The following is a 14,225-nucleotide window of genomic DNA, read 5'->3' on the forward strand; positions in this document are numbered from 1 at the left end:
GTCAGCGCCGGTACTCGCCCGGCGTGCGGCCGGTCCAGCGGCGGAAGGCGTGGCGGAAGTTGGCGCCGTCGCTGAAGCCGAGCGCGGCCGCGATGTTGTCGGTGCTCATGCGCGTGTTGCGCAGGTAGTCGATGGCGAGATCGCGCCGCACCCGAGCGAGCAGTTCGCTGAAGGAGCTGCCTTCGGCTTCGAGCTTGCGGCGCAGCGTGCGCGCGGTGATGTTGAGCCGCGCGGCGGTGGTGTCCATGTCGCAGAACTCGCCCGGCATCCGCATGAGCATGCGTTCGACCCGCGCGGTGAACGAGGCCGCTTCGCCGGCGCGCGCGAGCAGGCGGTCGCAGGCTTCGGTGGCCATCGCCTTGCTGAGCGGGCTGCCGAGCGGCAGCGGCAGGTCGCGCAGCGCGGGGTCGAAGCGCAGCTCGGTGCGGTCGGCGCCGAATTGCACGGGGCATTCGAGATGCCATTCGTACAGCTCGCGCAGGCGCGCGTCGCCGTCGTGAGCGATGCGTGCGTCCACCGGCTGGCCGCGCTCGCCGAACAGGTCGCGGCTCATGCCGACGATGATGCCGAGCACGACCGCAAGCCCGAACCGGTACAGCTCGGCCGGCACCGGCACGGCCGCGTTCGGCGCGAGCCGGCAGACGACGGCGTCGCGCTCGACCGCCCAGGTCATCTCGGTGACGGGCGCGGTCAGCGCGTGGTAGCGGGTCGTGAAATCGACGATCTCGTCCACCGACGAACAGCACAGCAGCGCATAGCCGTACATGCCGAACTGGGACAGCCGCAGCCGTCGCGCGACGCGAAAGGGCAGGGCGGGATCGCGCGTCAGCGCGAGCGCATTGCGATGCACCCGCATCAGCTGGCGCAGCGAGGTGAGCAGTGCCGGATCGCGCAACTCGGCCGGCGCGATGCCGCTGCCGTCGAGCAGCAGGGCGGCATCGATGCCAAGCTCGGCGCCGGCCTCGACCACCGCGGCGATGCGCTGCGCGGAATAGGCCTTGTCGGCCGGGACGCGGTCGAGGAGGTCGTCGGTGACGTGGGCGAGGGAAGCGGGCATCGGCATGGCGCGGCAGTGAAGGCTGGGCAGCGCCCGATTGTGTTGACCCGCGGCGCCAGGCATCAACACGGAAAATCCCCATACGTAGCCGTCCGGCAGGCACTCGATGCTGACCGGCAGCGACCTCGCCCGCGGGGAAAGGCGACCAGCAGAATCCGTCCCCTGCGCCGCGAGCCGAAGGCGCGGCGCGCCCCTCGCCCGTTTCCGCCGGAGCCCGGACCATGACCGAACAGAAGATTCATCCGCATTGCAGGATAAGCCGGCGCCGGCTTCGAGCGGCCATGCGCCTGCTGCTGCTCGCGGCCGCGTTCGCGCTGCCGCCGGTGTCGGCACTGGCCGTCGATATTGCCGGCGCGCGTCTGCCCGACAGCCAGCAGGCCGAGGGCCGCGAACTGGCGCTGGTAGGTGCGGGCCTGCGCACGCGCTTCATGTTCAAGGTGTACGCGGCGGCCCTGTACGCGGTCGAGCGGCCGGCATCGGCGCAGGCGGCGATCGAGACGACGGCGCCGCGCCGCCTCGTGCTGCACCTGCTGCGCGAGGTCGAGGCCGACACGCTGTTCGGTGCGCTGCACGAAGGCTTGCGGGCGAACACGACGGAGGCCCAGCTCCCGGCGCTGGCCGCGTCCGAGGAGCGGCTCGAGCGCATCTTTCGCGGCATCGGCAGGGCACGCGAGGGCGACGTGATCGCGCTCGACTTCGGCGCGCGCGGCGTCGCGGTGGCCGTCAACGGCGAGCCGCGCGGCGAGGTGGCGGATGCCGCGTTTGCCCGCGCGCTGCTGCGCGTCTGGCTCGGCGAGCAGCCGGCCGATGCGGCACTCAAGCGGGCACTGCTCGGTCAGCCGCCGGGTTGAGCCATACGCAGCCGCCGGCCACATCCTGGACGCCAACGCCAACGCCAACGCCAACGCCAACGCCAACGCCAACGCCAACGCCAACGCCAACGCCAATCGCCGCGCTTCGCCTTGCCGGCGCCCGCCCGCACCTTTCCTCAAGGACCACGCATGACGACTCCCGCCGCCCGGCTTCGCGCCCAGCTGACCTTGCCTGTCATCTGCGCGCCGATGTTCATCGTCTCCAACCCCGACCTCGTGCTCGCGCAATGCCGCGCGGGCCTTGTGGGCTCGTTCCCGGCGCTCAATGCGCGGCCGGCCGAGCTGCTCGACGACTGGCTCACGCGCATCGAGACCGGCGTGGCCGAATCGCGCGCCGCCGATCCGGCCGCGAAGATCGCGCCCTATGCCGTGAACCAGATCGTCCACCAGAGCAATGCGCGGCTGGAGCAGGACATGGCCGTGTGCGTGCGGCATCGCGTGCCCATCGTCATCACCAGCCTGCGCGCGCCGGGCGAGGTGGTGAAGCATGTGCATGGCTATGGCGGCATCGTCTTCCACGACGTCATCAGCGTGCGTCACGCCGAGAAGGCGCTGGAGGCGGGGGTGGACGGGCTGGTGCTCGTGTGCGCGGGCGCAGGCGGCCATGCGGGCACGCTCAGCCCCTTCGCGCTCGTGGCCGAGGTGAGGCGCTTCTTCGACGGGCCGATCGCGCTGTCGGGCGCCATCGCGACGGGCGACGCCATCCTCGCGGCCGAGGCAATGGGCGCCGACTTCGCCTACATGGGCACGCGCTTCATCGCGACGCGCGAGGCGAACGCCTCGGCCGCCTACCAGCAGGCGCTCGTGGCCGGCAGCGCGGCCGACATCGTGTACACGCCCTACTTCACGGGCGTGCACGGCAACTACCTCAAGCAGAGCATCGTCGCGGCCGGTCTCGATCCCGACAACCTGCCCGCCGAGCGTCAGGCCATGGCCTTCGACAAGCCCGACAGCGCGGCCAGGGCATGGAAGGACATCTGGGGCGCGGGGCAGGGCCTGGGCAGCATCGCCGACGTGCCGTCGACGGCGGAGCTGGTGGCGCGGCTCGCGGGCGAGTACGCGGCGGCGCGGGCGCGCCTGCTCGGCGCATGAAGCTGTATTCCAGTTGCGGCTTTTTTCCATGCGGCTGACGAGGCTCTTGCCGCGACGGGCTGTTCTGATGAAAGCTGCACGCTGAATGCGGCTTTCTGTCACCGCCCATGCCCGGCCCGCCGGCGCGCCGCCTCAGCGCCGCCGCCCGCGCGACAGCCGCAGCGCGATCAGCTTGCGCGTCTGGAAGTAGATCAGCAGCACCACGGCGATCACCGCCATCGCCGTCATCACCGCGTCGAAGCCCCAGCGGTCCTTGAGCAGCGGCATCACCTCGAAGTTCATGCCGAACACGCCCGTGATGAGCGTGAGCGGCGCGAAGATCGCGGTGATGATCGTCAGCGTCTGCACGACCTGGTTGGTGCGGTGGCTCACGGCCGCGAAGTGCAGCTGCACCGCGGTCTCGATCGACGCTTCCAGCCGCCGCGTGTGCGCCAGCACCCGGCCCACATGCTCGGCCACATCGCCCATGCGCACGAGGTAGCCGTCGTTGCGCTGGGCGTCGGGTGTGTTTTCGAGATAGCTGTCGCGCAGCTCCTGCAAGGCGTCGGCCTGTTCCTCGCAAAGGTTCTCAAGCTTGCGCAGCTCGTTGCGGGCGTCGAGCAGGGCCATCCAGTTGGTGAAGCTGCGGCGCGGGTCGAGCAGCTCGCGCTGCCAGCGGTCGAGCTGGTCGGTGAGCGGCTGGCGCAGTTCGAGGTAGCGATCGACCATGAGGTTGAGCAGCCTCAGCATCAGCTCTTCCGGGCGCGGCGGCAGACGGTACTTCTCGTTGCCGTTGCCCTCGGCGCCATGGCGCGGCTGGTAGCTCGCGATGCGCTGGCGCGCCATGTCGAAGGTACGGCTGCTTTCGCCGCGCACCGTGACCAGCACGCGGTCGAACACGAAGAAGACTACCGGCCGCGTGACGATCGGTTGCAGCACGCGACGCTCGCGGCGTTCGTCGGCCGACAGGCCAACAGAGGAAGCCTGCTCGCTCAGCGGCGCGGCGCCCGCATTGGTGAGCTTGCGGAACACGACCATGTCGTAGTCCAGCGTCGCCTCGAAATAGGACGGATGCTGGAGATTGGTCGCGTCGGTCAGATGCGGGTCGTGCAGCCGCTTGGCCGTGAGCGCGAACACGACATCGCGCAGCCGTTCGCGGCCTTCGGCGATGCGCGCCTGCGCCTCGGGGCTGGCGTGGTCGCAGGGGTCGCCCATCAGCTCCTCGTGCGTCACGTCGAGCCAGTACCAGCCGGTGTGCGGCGGCGAGGCTGGCGCGTGGTCGAGGTGGATGACCTGGTCGGGATGGAAGTGGAAGGCGTCCATCGGTGCTGCTCATGCAATCGGGCGTCCGGCAGGCGGGCCGGACCGGCGGTGCGCCGGCCTTGCCGGCCGGCCGCGGTGACGGGGCGCGTCGCAGCGGCCCCGGGCGGCGTCAGCCGCGCAGCCAGCGCGCCACGTCGCGCGCGAAGTAGGTGAGCACGCCATCGGCGCCGGCGCGCTTGAAGGCCAGCAGGCTTTCGAGCACGACCTTCTCCTCGTCGAGCCAGCCGTTGGCGATGGCGGCCTTGAGCATCGCGTACTCGCCGCTGACCTGGTAGGCGTAGGTCGGCACGGCGAACTCGTCCTTCACGCGGCGCACGATGTCGAGATAGGGCATGCCGGGCTTCACCATGACCATGTCGGCGCCCTCGGCGATGTCGAGCGCGACCTCGTGCAGCGCCTCGTTCGAGTTGGCCGGGTCCATCTGGTAGGTCATCTTGTTGCCCTTGCCCAGGTTGGCTGCCGAGCCGACCGCGTCGCGGAAGGGGCCGTAGAAGGCGCTGGCGTACTTGGCGCTGTAGGCCATGATCTTCGTGAGCTGGTGGCCGTTGGTTTCGAGCGCGGCGCGGATCGCGCCGATGCGGCCGTCCTGCATGTCGCTCGGCGCGACGATGTCCACGCCGGCGCCGGCCTGCACCACCGCCTGCTTCACGAGTAGCTCGACGGTGATGTCGTTGATGACATAGCCGTCGTCGTCGACGACGCCGTCCTGGCCGTGCGAGGTGTAGGGGTCGAGCGCGACGTCGGTCAGTACGCCCAGCTCGGGGAATTCGCGCTTGAGCGCGGCCACCACGCGCGGCACGAGGCCGTCGGGATTGGTGGCCTCGATGCCGTCGGGCGTCTTGAGCGCCGGGTCGATGACCGGAAACAGCGCGAGGCAGGGGATGCCGAGCTTGAGCGTGTCTTCCGCCACGGGCAGCAGGCGGTCGAGCGACATCCGCTCGACGCCGGGCATGCTCGCGACCGGTTCGGTGCGGCCCTGGCCGTCGAGCACGAACACCGGGTAGATGAGGTCGTCGGCCGTCACGATGTGCTCGCGCATCATGCGGCGCGAGAAGTCATCGGCGCGCATGCGGCGCAGGCGGCTGGACGGGAAGGCGGGGCGGGTCATGCGGGTACTCCGTGGATGCGCGCGCCGACGGGCGCGGCGCGTGACGTCAGAACTCTTCCTTCGGGCGCAGCGGGCGGCCGTCCTCGGGCGGGAACCAGCCGAGCACCTTGGCATCGGCTTCCTCCAGCCCGACGCGCTTGAGCGCCGAGAACAGCTGCACCGTGTGATCGGGCATCGCCGCGCGGGTGCGCACGAGCACCTGGGCCTGCTCGCTGCGGGTGAGCTTGTCGGCCTTGGTGAGCAGCGCGAGCACCGGCAGCTTGCGCGGCGCGACGAAGTCGAGCAGCGCGAGGTCGAGGTCGGTGAGCGGACGGCGCGCGTCCATCATCAGCACGAGGCCGCGCAGCTCGGCGCGCTCGGCCAGATAGCGGCCGAGGAACTCGTCCCACTCGCTCTGGCGCTGATGACCGGCCTCGGCATAGCCGTAGCCGGGCAGATCGACCAGCAGGCCGCGGCGCTGGTCGCGGTCGGCGATCTCGAAGAAGTTGAGGTGCTGGGTGCGGCCGGGCGTCTTGCTCGCGAAGGCGAGACGCTTCTGGTTGCACAGCAGGTTGATGGCGGTGGACTTGCCGGCGTTGGAACGGCCGACGAAGGCGACTTCGGGAAGCCCGTCATCGAGGCCCGGTCGGCGCAACTGGCCGAGCGCGGAAACGGTGTCGATGAAGCGGGCGCGGTGCAGCAGGCTCATTGGGCTGGGGCGCGGTAGAAGAGGCGTCCGCGCGGTAAGGAAGGCTGCGCGACTTGGGCGCAACACCCGGGCGGTGAAGGCGGTTGCCTTCGGGCGAACGCTATAATAAGGAGTTTTTTTGGCCCGGCCGGGCGCGTGTCAAGCTCTCGTTTGCATGCAGGTGTCGCGCCCTGAAACCGGATGCTTCGCGCGCGATCAAACGCTCGTCAGGCACCAGACAGGGACAGCGGCGCAGCCTCCGCTCGGGCGAGCCGTGCCGGTGTTGTCGGGCCGGCCCTAGCAGTCTTGAACAAAAGAACCGCTCGCGCGGACCGCACAGCACCTTCTTCCATCGAGGAACCCATGAAGTCGTCGAAGCCGACCTTGCAAAAGTTCGCTTTCCTGCAGAACTCCCTTGTTGCCGCGTCGTTCCTGTTCGCGGCGGGCGTCCAGGCGCAACAGGCCGAACCGCTCCAGAAGGCGGACGCCGCGCGCGGTCAGGCGACTTCGGCCCTGTGCGCCGGTTGCCATGGCGCCGACGGCAATGCGCCGGCGCCCACCTTCCCCAAGCTGGCCGGCCAGCATCCCGAGTACATCGTCAAGCAGCTCAAGAACTTCAAGCCCAAGGAAGGCGGCAAGCCCGAGCGCGAGAACAGCGTGATGCTCGGCATGGCCTCGACGCTGACCGACCAGCAGATGCTCGACGTCGCGGCCTATTTCGGCAGCCAGACCCAGGTGCCGGCCGTCGCCGCCACCAAGGAAGGCGCCGAACTCGGCAAGAAGATCTGGCGCGCCGGCATCCCGTCCAAGAATGTGCCGGCCTGCGCGGCCTGCCACGGCCCCAAGGGCGACGGCATGCCGGCCCAGTACCCGCGCCTCGCGGGGCAGTGGGCCGAGTACACCGAAGCCCAGCTCGTCGGCTTCCGCCAGGGCACGCGTCTGAACAACGCCGTCATGACCACGGTCGCCTCGCGCCTGTCGGACAAGGAAATCAAGGCGGTCGCCGACTTCGCCGCCGGCCTGCGCTGAACACGCGGCGGTCGTCAGGGTCAAAGCCCTGTCGGTAATGCAGGGCAGGCAACATTCGGGCAGGCAGCCGGAGCATTCCGCTGCCTGCCTTTGCATTTGATGGATGGATGAAATGAACGGCAGCGTCGAACCGGCAAGCCCGGCTACCACGGGCTTGCAAGTGCGCAGCCGCAGCGCCTTCGTGCGCGACAGCGTCGAGCTGCTCAGCTCGATGCGCTTCGCGATCTCGGTGCTGACCGTCATCGCGATCGCATCGGTGATCGGCACCGTCATCCAGCAGAACCAGCCGCCCATCAACTATCTCAACCAGTTCGGGCCGTTCTGGGCCGAGCTGTTCAAGGCCGTCGGGCTCACCGCGCTGTACACGACGGGGTGGTTCTACGTCCTGCTGACCTTCCTGGTCATCTCGACCACGCTTTGCATCATCCGCAACGCGCCGCGCTTCCTGCGCGACATGCGCGACATGCGCGACCGCGTGCGCGAAAACTCGCTGCGCGCCTTCCATCACCGCATCGAGGGCGAGGGCGCGCTGGCGCCGACCGAGATCGTCCGGCGCGCGGTGGCGCTGCTGCGGGCGCGCGGCTTCAAGGCCGTGGTGCGCGAGGGCCAGCCGCCGGTGGGCGGCAGTTACGCCGCAAGCGCGGCCGGCGCGCCGGAAGGCGGGGGCGCCGAGGCGGGAAGCATCCAGGCCGGCCCCGTCGTGCCGGGCCAGACATTCCTCATCGCCGCCAAGGCCGGCAGCGCCAACCGCCTCGGCTACATCGCCGCACATGCCGCCATCGTCGTGATGGCGGTCGGCTATCTGCTCGACACCAATCTGCCGATCCGCATGCAGATGTGGTTCAGCGGCAAGGCGCCGATCCAGTCGGCCACCACCGTGAGCGAAGTGCCGGCCAGCGCGCGCTTCGGCCCGGCCAACCTGAGCTTTCGCGGCGACGTGCTCATTCCGGAAGGCGAGGCGAGCGACGTGGCCGTCGTGCCCTACCGCGACGCGCTCTTCCTGCAGGACCTGCCGTTCTCGATCGCGCTCAAGAAGTTCAGCGTCGCCTACTACCCGACCGGCATGCCGCGCGAGTTCAAGAGCGAGGTCGTCGTCACCGACAAGGACACGGGCGCGCAGCGCGAGGCCGAAATCAAGGTGAACGAGCCGCTGATCCATCGCGGCACCGCCATCTACCAGTCGTCGTTCGAGGACGGCGGCTCGCGGCTCAAGCTCGTCGGCTGGCCGATGCGCGGCGCGCGCGCCTACACCTTCGACTTCGCTGGCGAGGTGGGCCAGAGCGCGAAGCTCGGCCGCAGCGGCGCGGCCGACACCGACGCCTATCAGGTCGAGTTCAGTGGCTTTCGCGCGATCAACGTCGAGAACCTCGCCGACGGCGGCGAGGACGCGGCCGACACCGAGAAGCGCTTCCAGGACCATGTCGCGGCGGTGGTGTCGTCCACCACGCGCGGCGACAAGAGCAAGAACCTGCACAACGTCGGCCCGAGCGTGCAGTACAAGCTGCGCGACAAGGCCGGCCAGGCGCGCGAGTTCAGCAACTACATGCTGCCGATCGAGCTGGAAGGCCGGCGCTGGTTCCTCGCCGGCGTGCGCGACACGCCGGGCGAGCCCTTCCGCTACCTGCGCATCCCGGCCGACGACGACATGACGGTGCGCGAGTTCATGCGCCTGCGCGCCGCCGTGCAGGACCCCGAGCTGCGCCGCGCCGCCGCCGAGCGCTTCGCGACGCGTTCCTTCGGTCAGGCCGGCGGCGGGGATGCGCAACTGCGCGCGCCGCTCCAGGCTTCGGCCGAGCGCGCGCTCGAAGCCTTCGCGCGCCAGGGCTTCCAGTCGGTGGCCGACTTCATCCAGCACAACGTGCCCGAGGCCGAGCGCGAGAAGGCGGCCGGCGTGTTCATCAAGATCCTCGACGGCGGCATGTGGGAGCTGTGGCAGCTCGCCCGCGAGCGCGACAAGCTCGCGCCGTCGCCGGCCGACCGCGAACACGGCGAATGGCTGTCGGCCGCCGTGCGCGCCGTGAGCGACGCCGCCTTCTACAACGCGCCCGTGCTGCTGATGCTCGACAGCTTCGAGCAGCGGCAGGCGAGCGTCTTCCAGGTCACGCGCGCGCCGGGCAAGAACATCGTCTATCTCGGCTGCCTGCTGCTCGTGATCGGCGTGTTCTCGATGTTCTACATCCGCGAGCGCCGCGTCTGGTGCTGGGTGGCACCGGGCGCGAACGGCGGCGGCCGGCTGCTGATGGCGATGTCGGCGACGCGGCGCTCGCTCGATTTCGAGCGCGAATTCGCCACGCTGAGCGGCCAGCTCGCGGGCGCGACGGGGATTGCGGCGCATCCGGCGGAGGGCGTGCATCGCGTCGGGTCGGCCGGCGATGCGGCGTCGGTGGCCGGTGCGGCGTCCGCCGGCGAGACGGGTTCGGCGGCCGGCGACGCCGCACCGGCGCCTGCCGCCAGCCCGGCCGCGCCGTCCGACGGCACTGCCGGCGCGGTCAATCCCGCCGGTGGCAACCGAGCCGGCGCAGAATCCGCCGACGGCAAGCACTAGCAGTCAAGCAGCAAGCCTTCGCGCGGCGCCCGGCGCCGGCGCGCCATGGAGACGACATGAGCAGCACTTCCCCCCATCCGCACGCCGCGCCGATGACGGCGCCCGCCAGCCTCGACGAATTCGCCGAACCGTCCTGGTTCGCCCGCCGCGATCTCGGCGACTGGCTGTTCGCCGCCGCCGTGCTCGCGGCGACGGTCTTCGCCTTTGTGCGCTTCGGCACGGCGATGGACTACTACGAGAAGCTCATCCTCGCCGGCACCGCGCCGGCGGTGATCGCCACCGCCTGGGGCTTCCGGCCGCTGCGGCTGTTCGTCGTCGGACTCGCGCTGCTGAGCTACGCCGGCATCGCGGCCTACGGCGGCTTCGGCGGCGGCGACCTCGCCCGCGCCGACACGGCCTTCGTGCTCAAGTACTTCCTCGCCAGCCAGAGCGCCATCCTCTGGATGTGCGCGCTCTACTTCCTCGCCACCGTCATCTACTGGATCGGCATCGGCGCGCGCAGCGATTTCGTGCAGCGCATGGGCAGCTGGTTCACCTGGGGCGCGACGCTGCTCGGCTTCACCGGCCTGATGCTGCGCTGGTACGAGAGCCACCAGATGGGCGAGGGCATCGGCCACATCCCGGTGTCCAACCTGTACGAAGTGTTCGTGCTGTTCTCGCTCATCACGGCGCTGTTCTATCTGCACTACGAGCGCCGCTATCTCGCCCAAGGCGGCGGCCGCGCGCTCGGCGGCTTCGTGCTGCTGGTGATCAGCTCGGCGGTCGGCTTCCTGCTCTGGTACTCGTTCGACCGTGGCGCGCATGAAATCCAGCCGCTGGTGCCGGCACTGCAAAGCTGGTGGATGAAGATCCATGTGCCGGCCAACTTCATCGGCTACGGCACCTTCTCGCTGTCGGCGATGGTGGCCTACGCCTATCTCATCAAGCAGAGCGCCAGCACCAGCGCGCCGTCGCGCCTCGTGCCGCTGTTCCTGTTCGGCGTGCTGCTCGGCATGGAGCCGCTGGTGTTCCGCATGAAGAACGCGGTGCAGGGCGGCGGCTGGGTCGGCTATGTGGCCGTGGGCGTGATCGCGGCAGGCGCGCTGGTGGGCTTCCGCAAGCGCATCGGCGCGGCGTTGCCGAGCTTCGAGGTGCTCGACGACATCATGTACAAGGCGATCGCCGTCGGCTTCGCCTTCTTCACGGTGGCGACCATTCTCGGCGCGCTCTGGGCCGCCGACGCCTGGGGCGCCTACTGGCAGTGGGACCCGAAGGAAACCTGGGCGCTGATCGTCTGGCTCAACTACGCGGCCTGGCTGCATCTGCGGCTCATGAAGGGCCTGCGCGGCACGATGGCGGCGTGGTGGGCGCTGGTGGGCCTGCTCATCACCGGCTTCGCCTTCCTCGGCGTGAACATGTTCCTGAGCGGGCTGCATTCCTACGGGCAGCTTTGAGCGGTCGGGGCTGAAACCACCGCTTTCAACTTCGCTGAAATTTCCCGGCGCGGGACGCGACTACGCTCGTGGTCAATACAGGAGTCCACGCCATGTCGAGCTTCAAGCGCGCCCTGAGGGGCGAGAACCTGCCCGCGTCCGAGATCACGCCGCGCGAGGTGTACGAGGGCCGTCGCGCCCTGCTGCGCGGCCTTGCGGGTACGGCGCTCGCGGGCTGGGCCGGGCGCGAGGCGCTGGCCGCGTCGGCGGGCGGCGTGGCTGGGCTCGCTGCTGGCGCGGCTGCCGGTCACGGCGGCGGTCTCGCCAGGCTCGATGCGAAGCCGTCGCCGCTGTCGGTCGTGGACAAGCCCACGCCCTACAAGGACGCGACCACGTACAACAACTTCTACGAGTTCGGCACCGACAAGTCCGATCCGGCGCGCAACTCGGGGCGCTTCCGCCCGACGCCCTGGGCCGTGCGCATCGAGGGCGAATGCCGCAAGCCGTTCACGCTCGACCTCGACGCGCTGCGCGCGCTCGCGCCGCTGGAAGAGCGCATTTACCGCCTGCGCTGCGTCGAGGGCTGGAGCATGGTCATCCCGTGGATCGGCTATTCGCTGAGCGAGCTGCTCACGCGGGCCGAGCCGACCGGCAACGCGAAGTTCGTCGAGTTCACGAGCGTCGAGCAGCGCGACACCCAGCCCTATCTCGGCTCGCGCGTCATCGACTGGCCCTATGTGGAAGGCCTGCGCATCGACGAGGCGATGCAATCGCTTGCAATGTTGGTGCTCGGCATGTACGGCGAGGTGCTGCCGAACCAGAACGGCGCGCCGGTGCGCATCGCCGTGCCGTGGAAGTACGGCTTCAAGAGCGCCAAGTCGATCGTGCGCATCCGCTTCACCGCAACCCAGCCGCAGACGAGCTGGAACCGCATCGCGCCCAATGAGTACGGCTTCTATTCCAACGTGAATCCGACGGTCGATCATCCGCGCTGGAGCCAGGCCACCGAGCGCCGCCTGCCCGAAGACGGCTTCTTCGCGCCCAAGCGCAAGACGCTCATGTTCAACGGCTACGACCAGGTGGCCGGCCTGTACGCCGGCATGGACTTGCGCAAGTTCTACTGATCTCCGCCATGACCGCATCTCCCGACAACGTCGTTCCGATGCGCCGCCGCGCGGCGCCGATCGCCTTCGGGCTGCGCCACCTGCTTCTGATCAAGATCATGGTCTGGCTGATTGCCCTGCTGCCGGCGTTGCGCCTGGGCGTCGGCGTCCTCGGGCCGGTACTGGCGCCATCCGAGGGCTCTTTCCTGCTCGCCCTCGGAAAAGACCTCGGTGCCAATCCGCTTGAAACCCTTACCCGAAATACCGGTTTCACCGCGCTTTGCCTGCTCTCCCTCACGCTCGCGGTGACGCCGCTGCGGCAATGGCTCGGTCAGCCCTGGCTCATCCGGCTGCGCCGGATGCTCGGGCTGTTCGCATTCTTCTATGCCGCGCTGCATGTGCTGTGCTGGGTCTGGTTCGATCACTTCTTCGATCCGCGCGAGATGGCGAAGGACGTGCTGAAGCGGCCATTCATCACGCTTGGCTTCATCGCCTTCGCATTGCTCGTGCCGCTCGCGCTCACGAGCTTCAATGCTGCCTTGCGCTTTCTGGGCGGCAGGCGCTGGCAATGGCTGCACCGGCTTGTCTATGTGGCCGCGCCGCTCGCGGTCGCGCATTTCTGGTGGATGAAGGCGGGCAAGCACGATTTCGCGCAGCCGCTCGGTTTCGTGGCGGTGCTTGCGCTGCTCGCGGGTGCTCGCGTCGCATGGCGCCAGCGCGAGCGGCGCGCGCGGGCGACACCGACCGACTGGATCCAGGTCTCGCGCAAGAGCTGAAACCGGGTGGCGTTCACCTAGGAGAAGGGCGATGTGCCGTCTATGGACGGTGCGTATTCGGGCACATACGCTTCTTGGCCGGCCGACCCAGAATCGGCCGGACCCAACTCCAACAAAGGTGATACCCAATGCGCGCCGAGGCTTTCCAGAACATCCTGAGCGACCTCAATGGCACATCGGCCGACATCGAGGCCTCTGCCGTGATCTCGTCGGACGGTCTGATGATGGCGGCGATGCTGCCGAGCAATGTCGACGAAGACCGGGTGGGCGCGATGAGCGCGGCGATGCTGTCCCTCGGTGACCGCACCGCGCGCGAACTCTCGCGCGGCTCGCTCGAGCAGGTGCTCATCAAGGGCGAGCGCGGCTACGTGCTGATGGTGCAGGCCGGTGGCGACGCGGTGCTGACCGTGATGGCCAAGCCGAGCGCCAAGCTCGGTCTCGTGTTCCTGGACGTGCGACGCGCCGCCGATGCGCTCGCGAAGATCCTGAACTGATCCCGGTCCTTCTCAAGAAAGCTTCGCCCCCATGGTCAGCCCCCACAAATTCAGTGTCTGCCCGCACGACACGGCCAAGAACCTTCTGGGCTGGTTCACGCTCAACACCTATCTGCAGCGCACGGTCGAAGTCACGATGAACTTCGAGCCCCAGGACAGCTTCCTGGAGGAACGCCAGCGGGTGCTCGACCTGCCGCACCACTTCGTCTATGCCAACCCTTACAGCGCGGTGATGTTCGCGCGCCAGCGTGGCTTCGTGCCGCTGGCGCGGCCGATCGGCGTGTTCGACGAGACGGTGCTGGTTAAGAAGGCCGGCGCCGAGCTGCCGGCCGCGCCGCGCATCGCGAGCGCGACCGACAAGCTCGTCATCCACAACCTCGGGCTGACGCTGCTGCCGCGCGCCGGCATCGATGCCGCGAGCGCCACCTTCTCCTATGTGGGCAACCACATGAACGCGGCCAAGGCCGTGCTGCGCGGCGAGGCCGACCTGGGCTTCGTGTTCAACGAGACCTGGAACGGCATGAACGACAGCACGCGCGCCGAGTTCGAGATCGTGGCCCAGACGCGCGATGGCGCTGCCTTCCACTGCTTCATGCTCGCGCCGGTGTGGGCCGACAAGGCCGGTGCCTTCCGCAGGGTGCTGTTCGGCATGCCGGATGATCCGGCCGGCAAGCGCATCCTCGACGACCTGCGCTTCCGCGGCTTCGACACGGTGAGCGACGCGGACATCGACCGCGTCGCCGCGTTGCTCGGCCTTTGACGGAGCGA

General features: G+C 69.2%; 13 protein-coding genes. 9 read left to right on the plus strand and 4 right to left on the minus strand.

The window, feature by feature from the left end; genetic code table 11:
* Position 1: 1 nt before the first annotated feature.
* Positions 2-1,057, minus strand: coding sequence for an AraC family transcriptional regulator (locus tag H566_RS0100570; RefSeq protein WP_028309906.1), 1,056 nt, complete (start codon positions 1,055-1,057; stop codon positions 2-4).
* A gap of 281 nt (positions 1,058-1,338) precedes the next feature.
* Here H566_RS0100570 and H566_RS0100575 point away from each other — a divergent pair, with 281 nt between their 5' ends.
* Together H566_RS0100575 and H566_RS0100580 are read left to right on the plus strand one after the other, a co-directional pair.
* On the plus strand, positions 1,339-1,908 hold the full coding sequence (locus H566_RS0100575) for a chalcone isomerase family protein (protein WP_034410092.1): 570 nt from the start codon (positions 1,339-1,341) through the stop codon (positions 1,906-1,908).
* A gap of 150 nt (positions 1,909-2,058) precedes the next feature.
* Positions 2,059-3,021 carry an NAD(P)H-dependent flavin oxidoreductase gene (locus H566_RS0100580; RefSeq protein WP_028309908.1) on the plus strand — a complete coding sequence of 321 codons (963 nt, stop codon included), beginning with the start codon at positions 2,059-2,061 and terminating at the stop codon, positions 3,019-3,021.
* Between the two features lie 132 nt (positions 3,022-3,153).
* Here the strand turns inward: H566_RS0100580 and H566_RS0100585 are convergent, their stop codons facing one another.
* The 3 genes from H566_RS0100585 to yihA form a co-directional block, all read right to left on the minus strand.
* The gene (locus H566_RS0100585; RefSeq protein WP_028309909.1) at positions 3,154-4,323 is read right to left on the minus strand and encodes a magnesium transporter CorA family protein; all 1,170 of its coding nucleotides are present in this window, start codon (positions 4,321-4,323) and stop codon (positions 3,154-3,156) included.
* A gap of 109 nt (positions 4,324-4,432) precedes the next feature.
* Entirely contained in the window at positions 4,433-5,431 is a 999-nt protein-coding gene (hemB, locus tag H566_RS0100590) for a porphobilinogen synthase (protein ID WP_034410094.1), read from the minus strand.
* Between the two features lie 46 nt (positions 5,432-5,477).
* Entirely contained in the window at positions 5,478-6,119 is a 642-nt protein-coding gene (yihA, locus tag H566_RS0100595) for a ribosome biogenesis GTP-binding protein YihA/YsxC (RefSeq protein WP_028309911.1), read from the minus strand.
* A gap of 363 nt (positions 6,120-6,482) precedes the next feature.
* Between yihA and H566_RS0100600 the strand changes: the two genes are divergently transcribed.
* From H566_RS0100600 to H566_RS0100630, 7 genes are all read left to right on the plus strand, one after another.
* Positions 6,483-7,127, plus strand: a complete 645-nt coding sequence (locus tag H566_RS0100600) for a c-type cytochrome (RefSeq protein ID WP_425387915.1) — start codon at positions 6,483-6,485, stop codon at positions 7,125-7,127.
* 112 nt (positions 7,128-7,239) lie between these two features.
* Complete coding sequence (locus tag H566_RS29810; protein WP_084544588.1) at positions 7,240-9,672, plus strand: cytochrome c biogenesis protein ResB; 2,433 nt, start codon at positions 7,240-7,242, stop codon at positions 9,670-9,672.
* 92 nt (positions 9,673-9,764) lie between these two features.
* The gene (ccsB, locus tag H566_RS0100610) at positions 9,765-11,105 is read left to right on the plus strand and encodes a c-type cytochrome biogenesis protein CcsB (RefSeq protein WP_051377748.1); all 1,341 of its coding nucleotides are present in this window, start codon (positions 9,765-9,767) and stop codon (positions 11,103-11,105) included.
* A gap of 92 nt (positions 11,106-11,197) precedes the next feature.
* Complete coding sequence (gene msrP, locus H566_RS0100615; RefSeq protein WP_028309914.1) at positions 11,198-12,208, plus strand: protein-methionine-sulfoxide reductase catalytic subunit MsrP; 1,011 nt, start codon at positions 11,198-11,200, stop codon at positions 12,206-12,208.
* Between the two features lie 38 nt (positions 12,209-12,246).
* Positions 12,247-12,963: a protein-methionine-sulfoxide reductase heme-binding subunit MsrQ gene (locus H566_RS22055; RefSeq protein WP_051377750.1), complete on the plus strand. Its 717-nt coding sequence runs from the start codon at positions 12,247-12,249 to the stop codon at positions 12,961-12,963.
* Between the two features lie 128 nt (positions 12,964-13,091).
* Positions 13,092-13,457, plus strand: a complete 366-nt coding sequence (locus H566_RS0100625) for a roadblock/LC7 domain-containing protein (RefSeq protein ID WP_028309915.1) — start codon at positions 13,092-13,094, stop codon at positions 13,455-13,457.
* Between the two features lie 31 nt (positions 13,458-13,488).
* On the plus strand, positions 13,489-14,217 hold the full coding sequence (locus H566_RS0100630) for a phosphate/phosphite/phosphonate ABC transporter substrate-binding protein (RefSeq protein ID WP_028309916.1): 729 nt from the start codon (positions 13,489-13,491) through the stop codon (positions 14,215-14,217).
* Positions 14,218-14,225 lie beyond the last annotated feature (8 nt).

Origin of the sequence: Derxia gummosa DSM 723 (assembly GCF_000482785.1) — a bacterium.
GTDB classification, from domain to species: Bacteria; Pseudomonadota; Gammaproteobacteria; order Burkholderiales; family Burkholderiaceae_E; genus Derxia; species Derxia gummosa.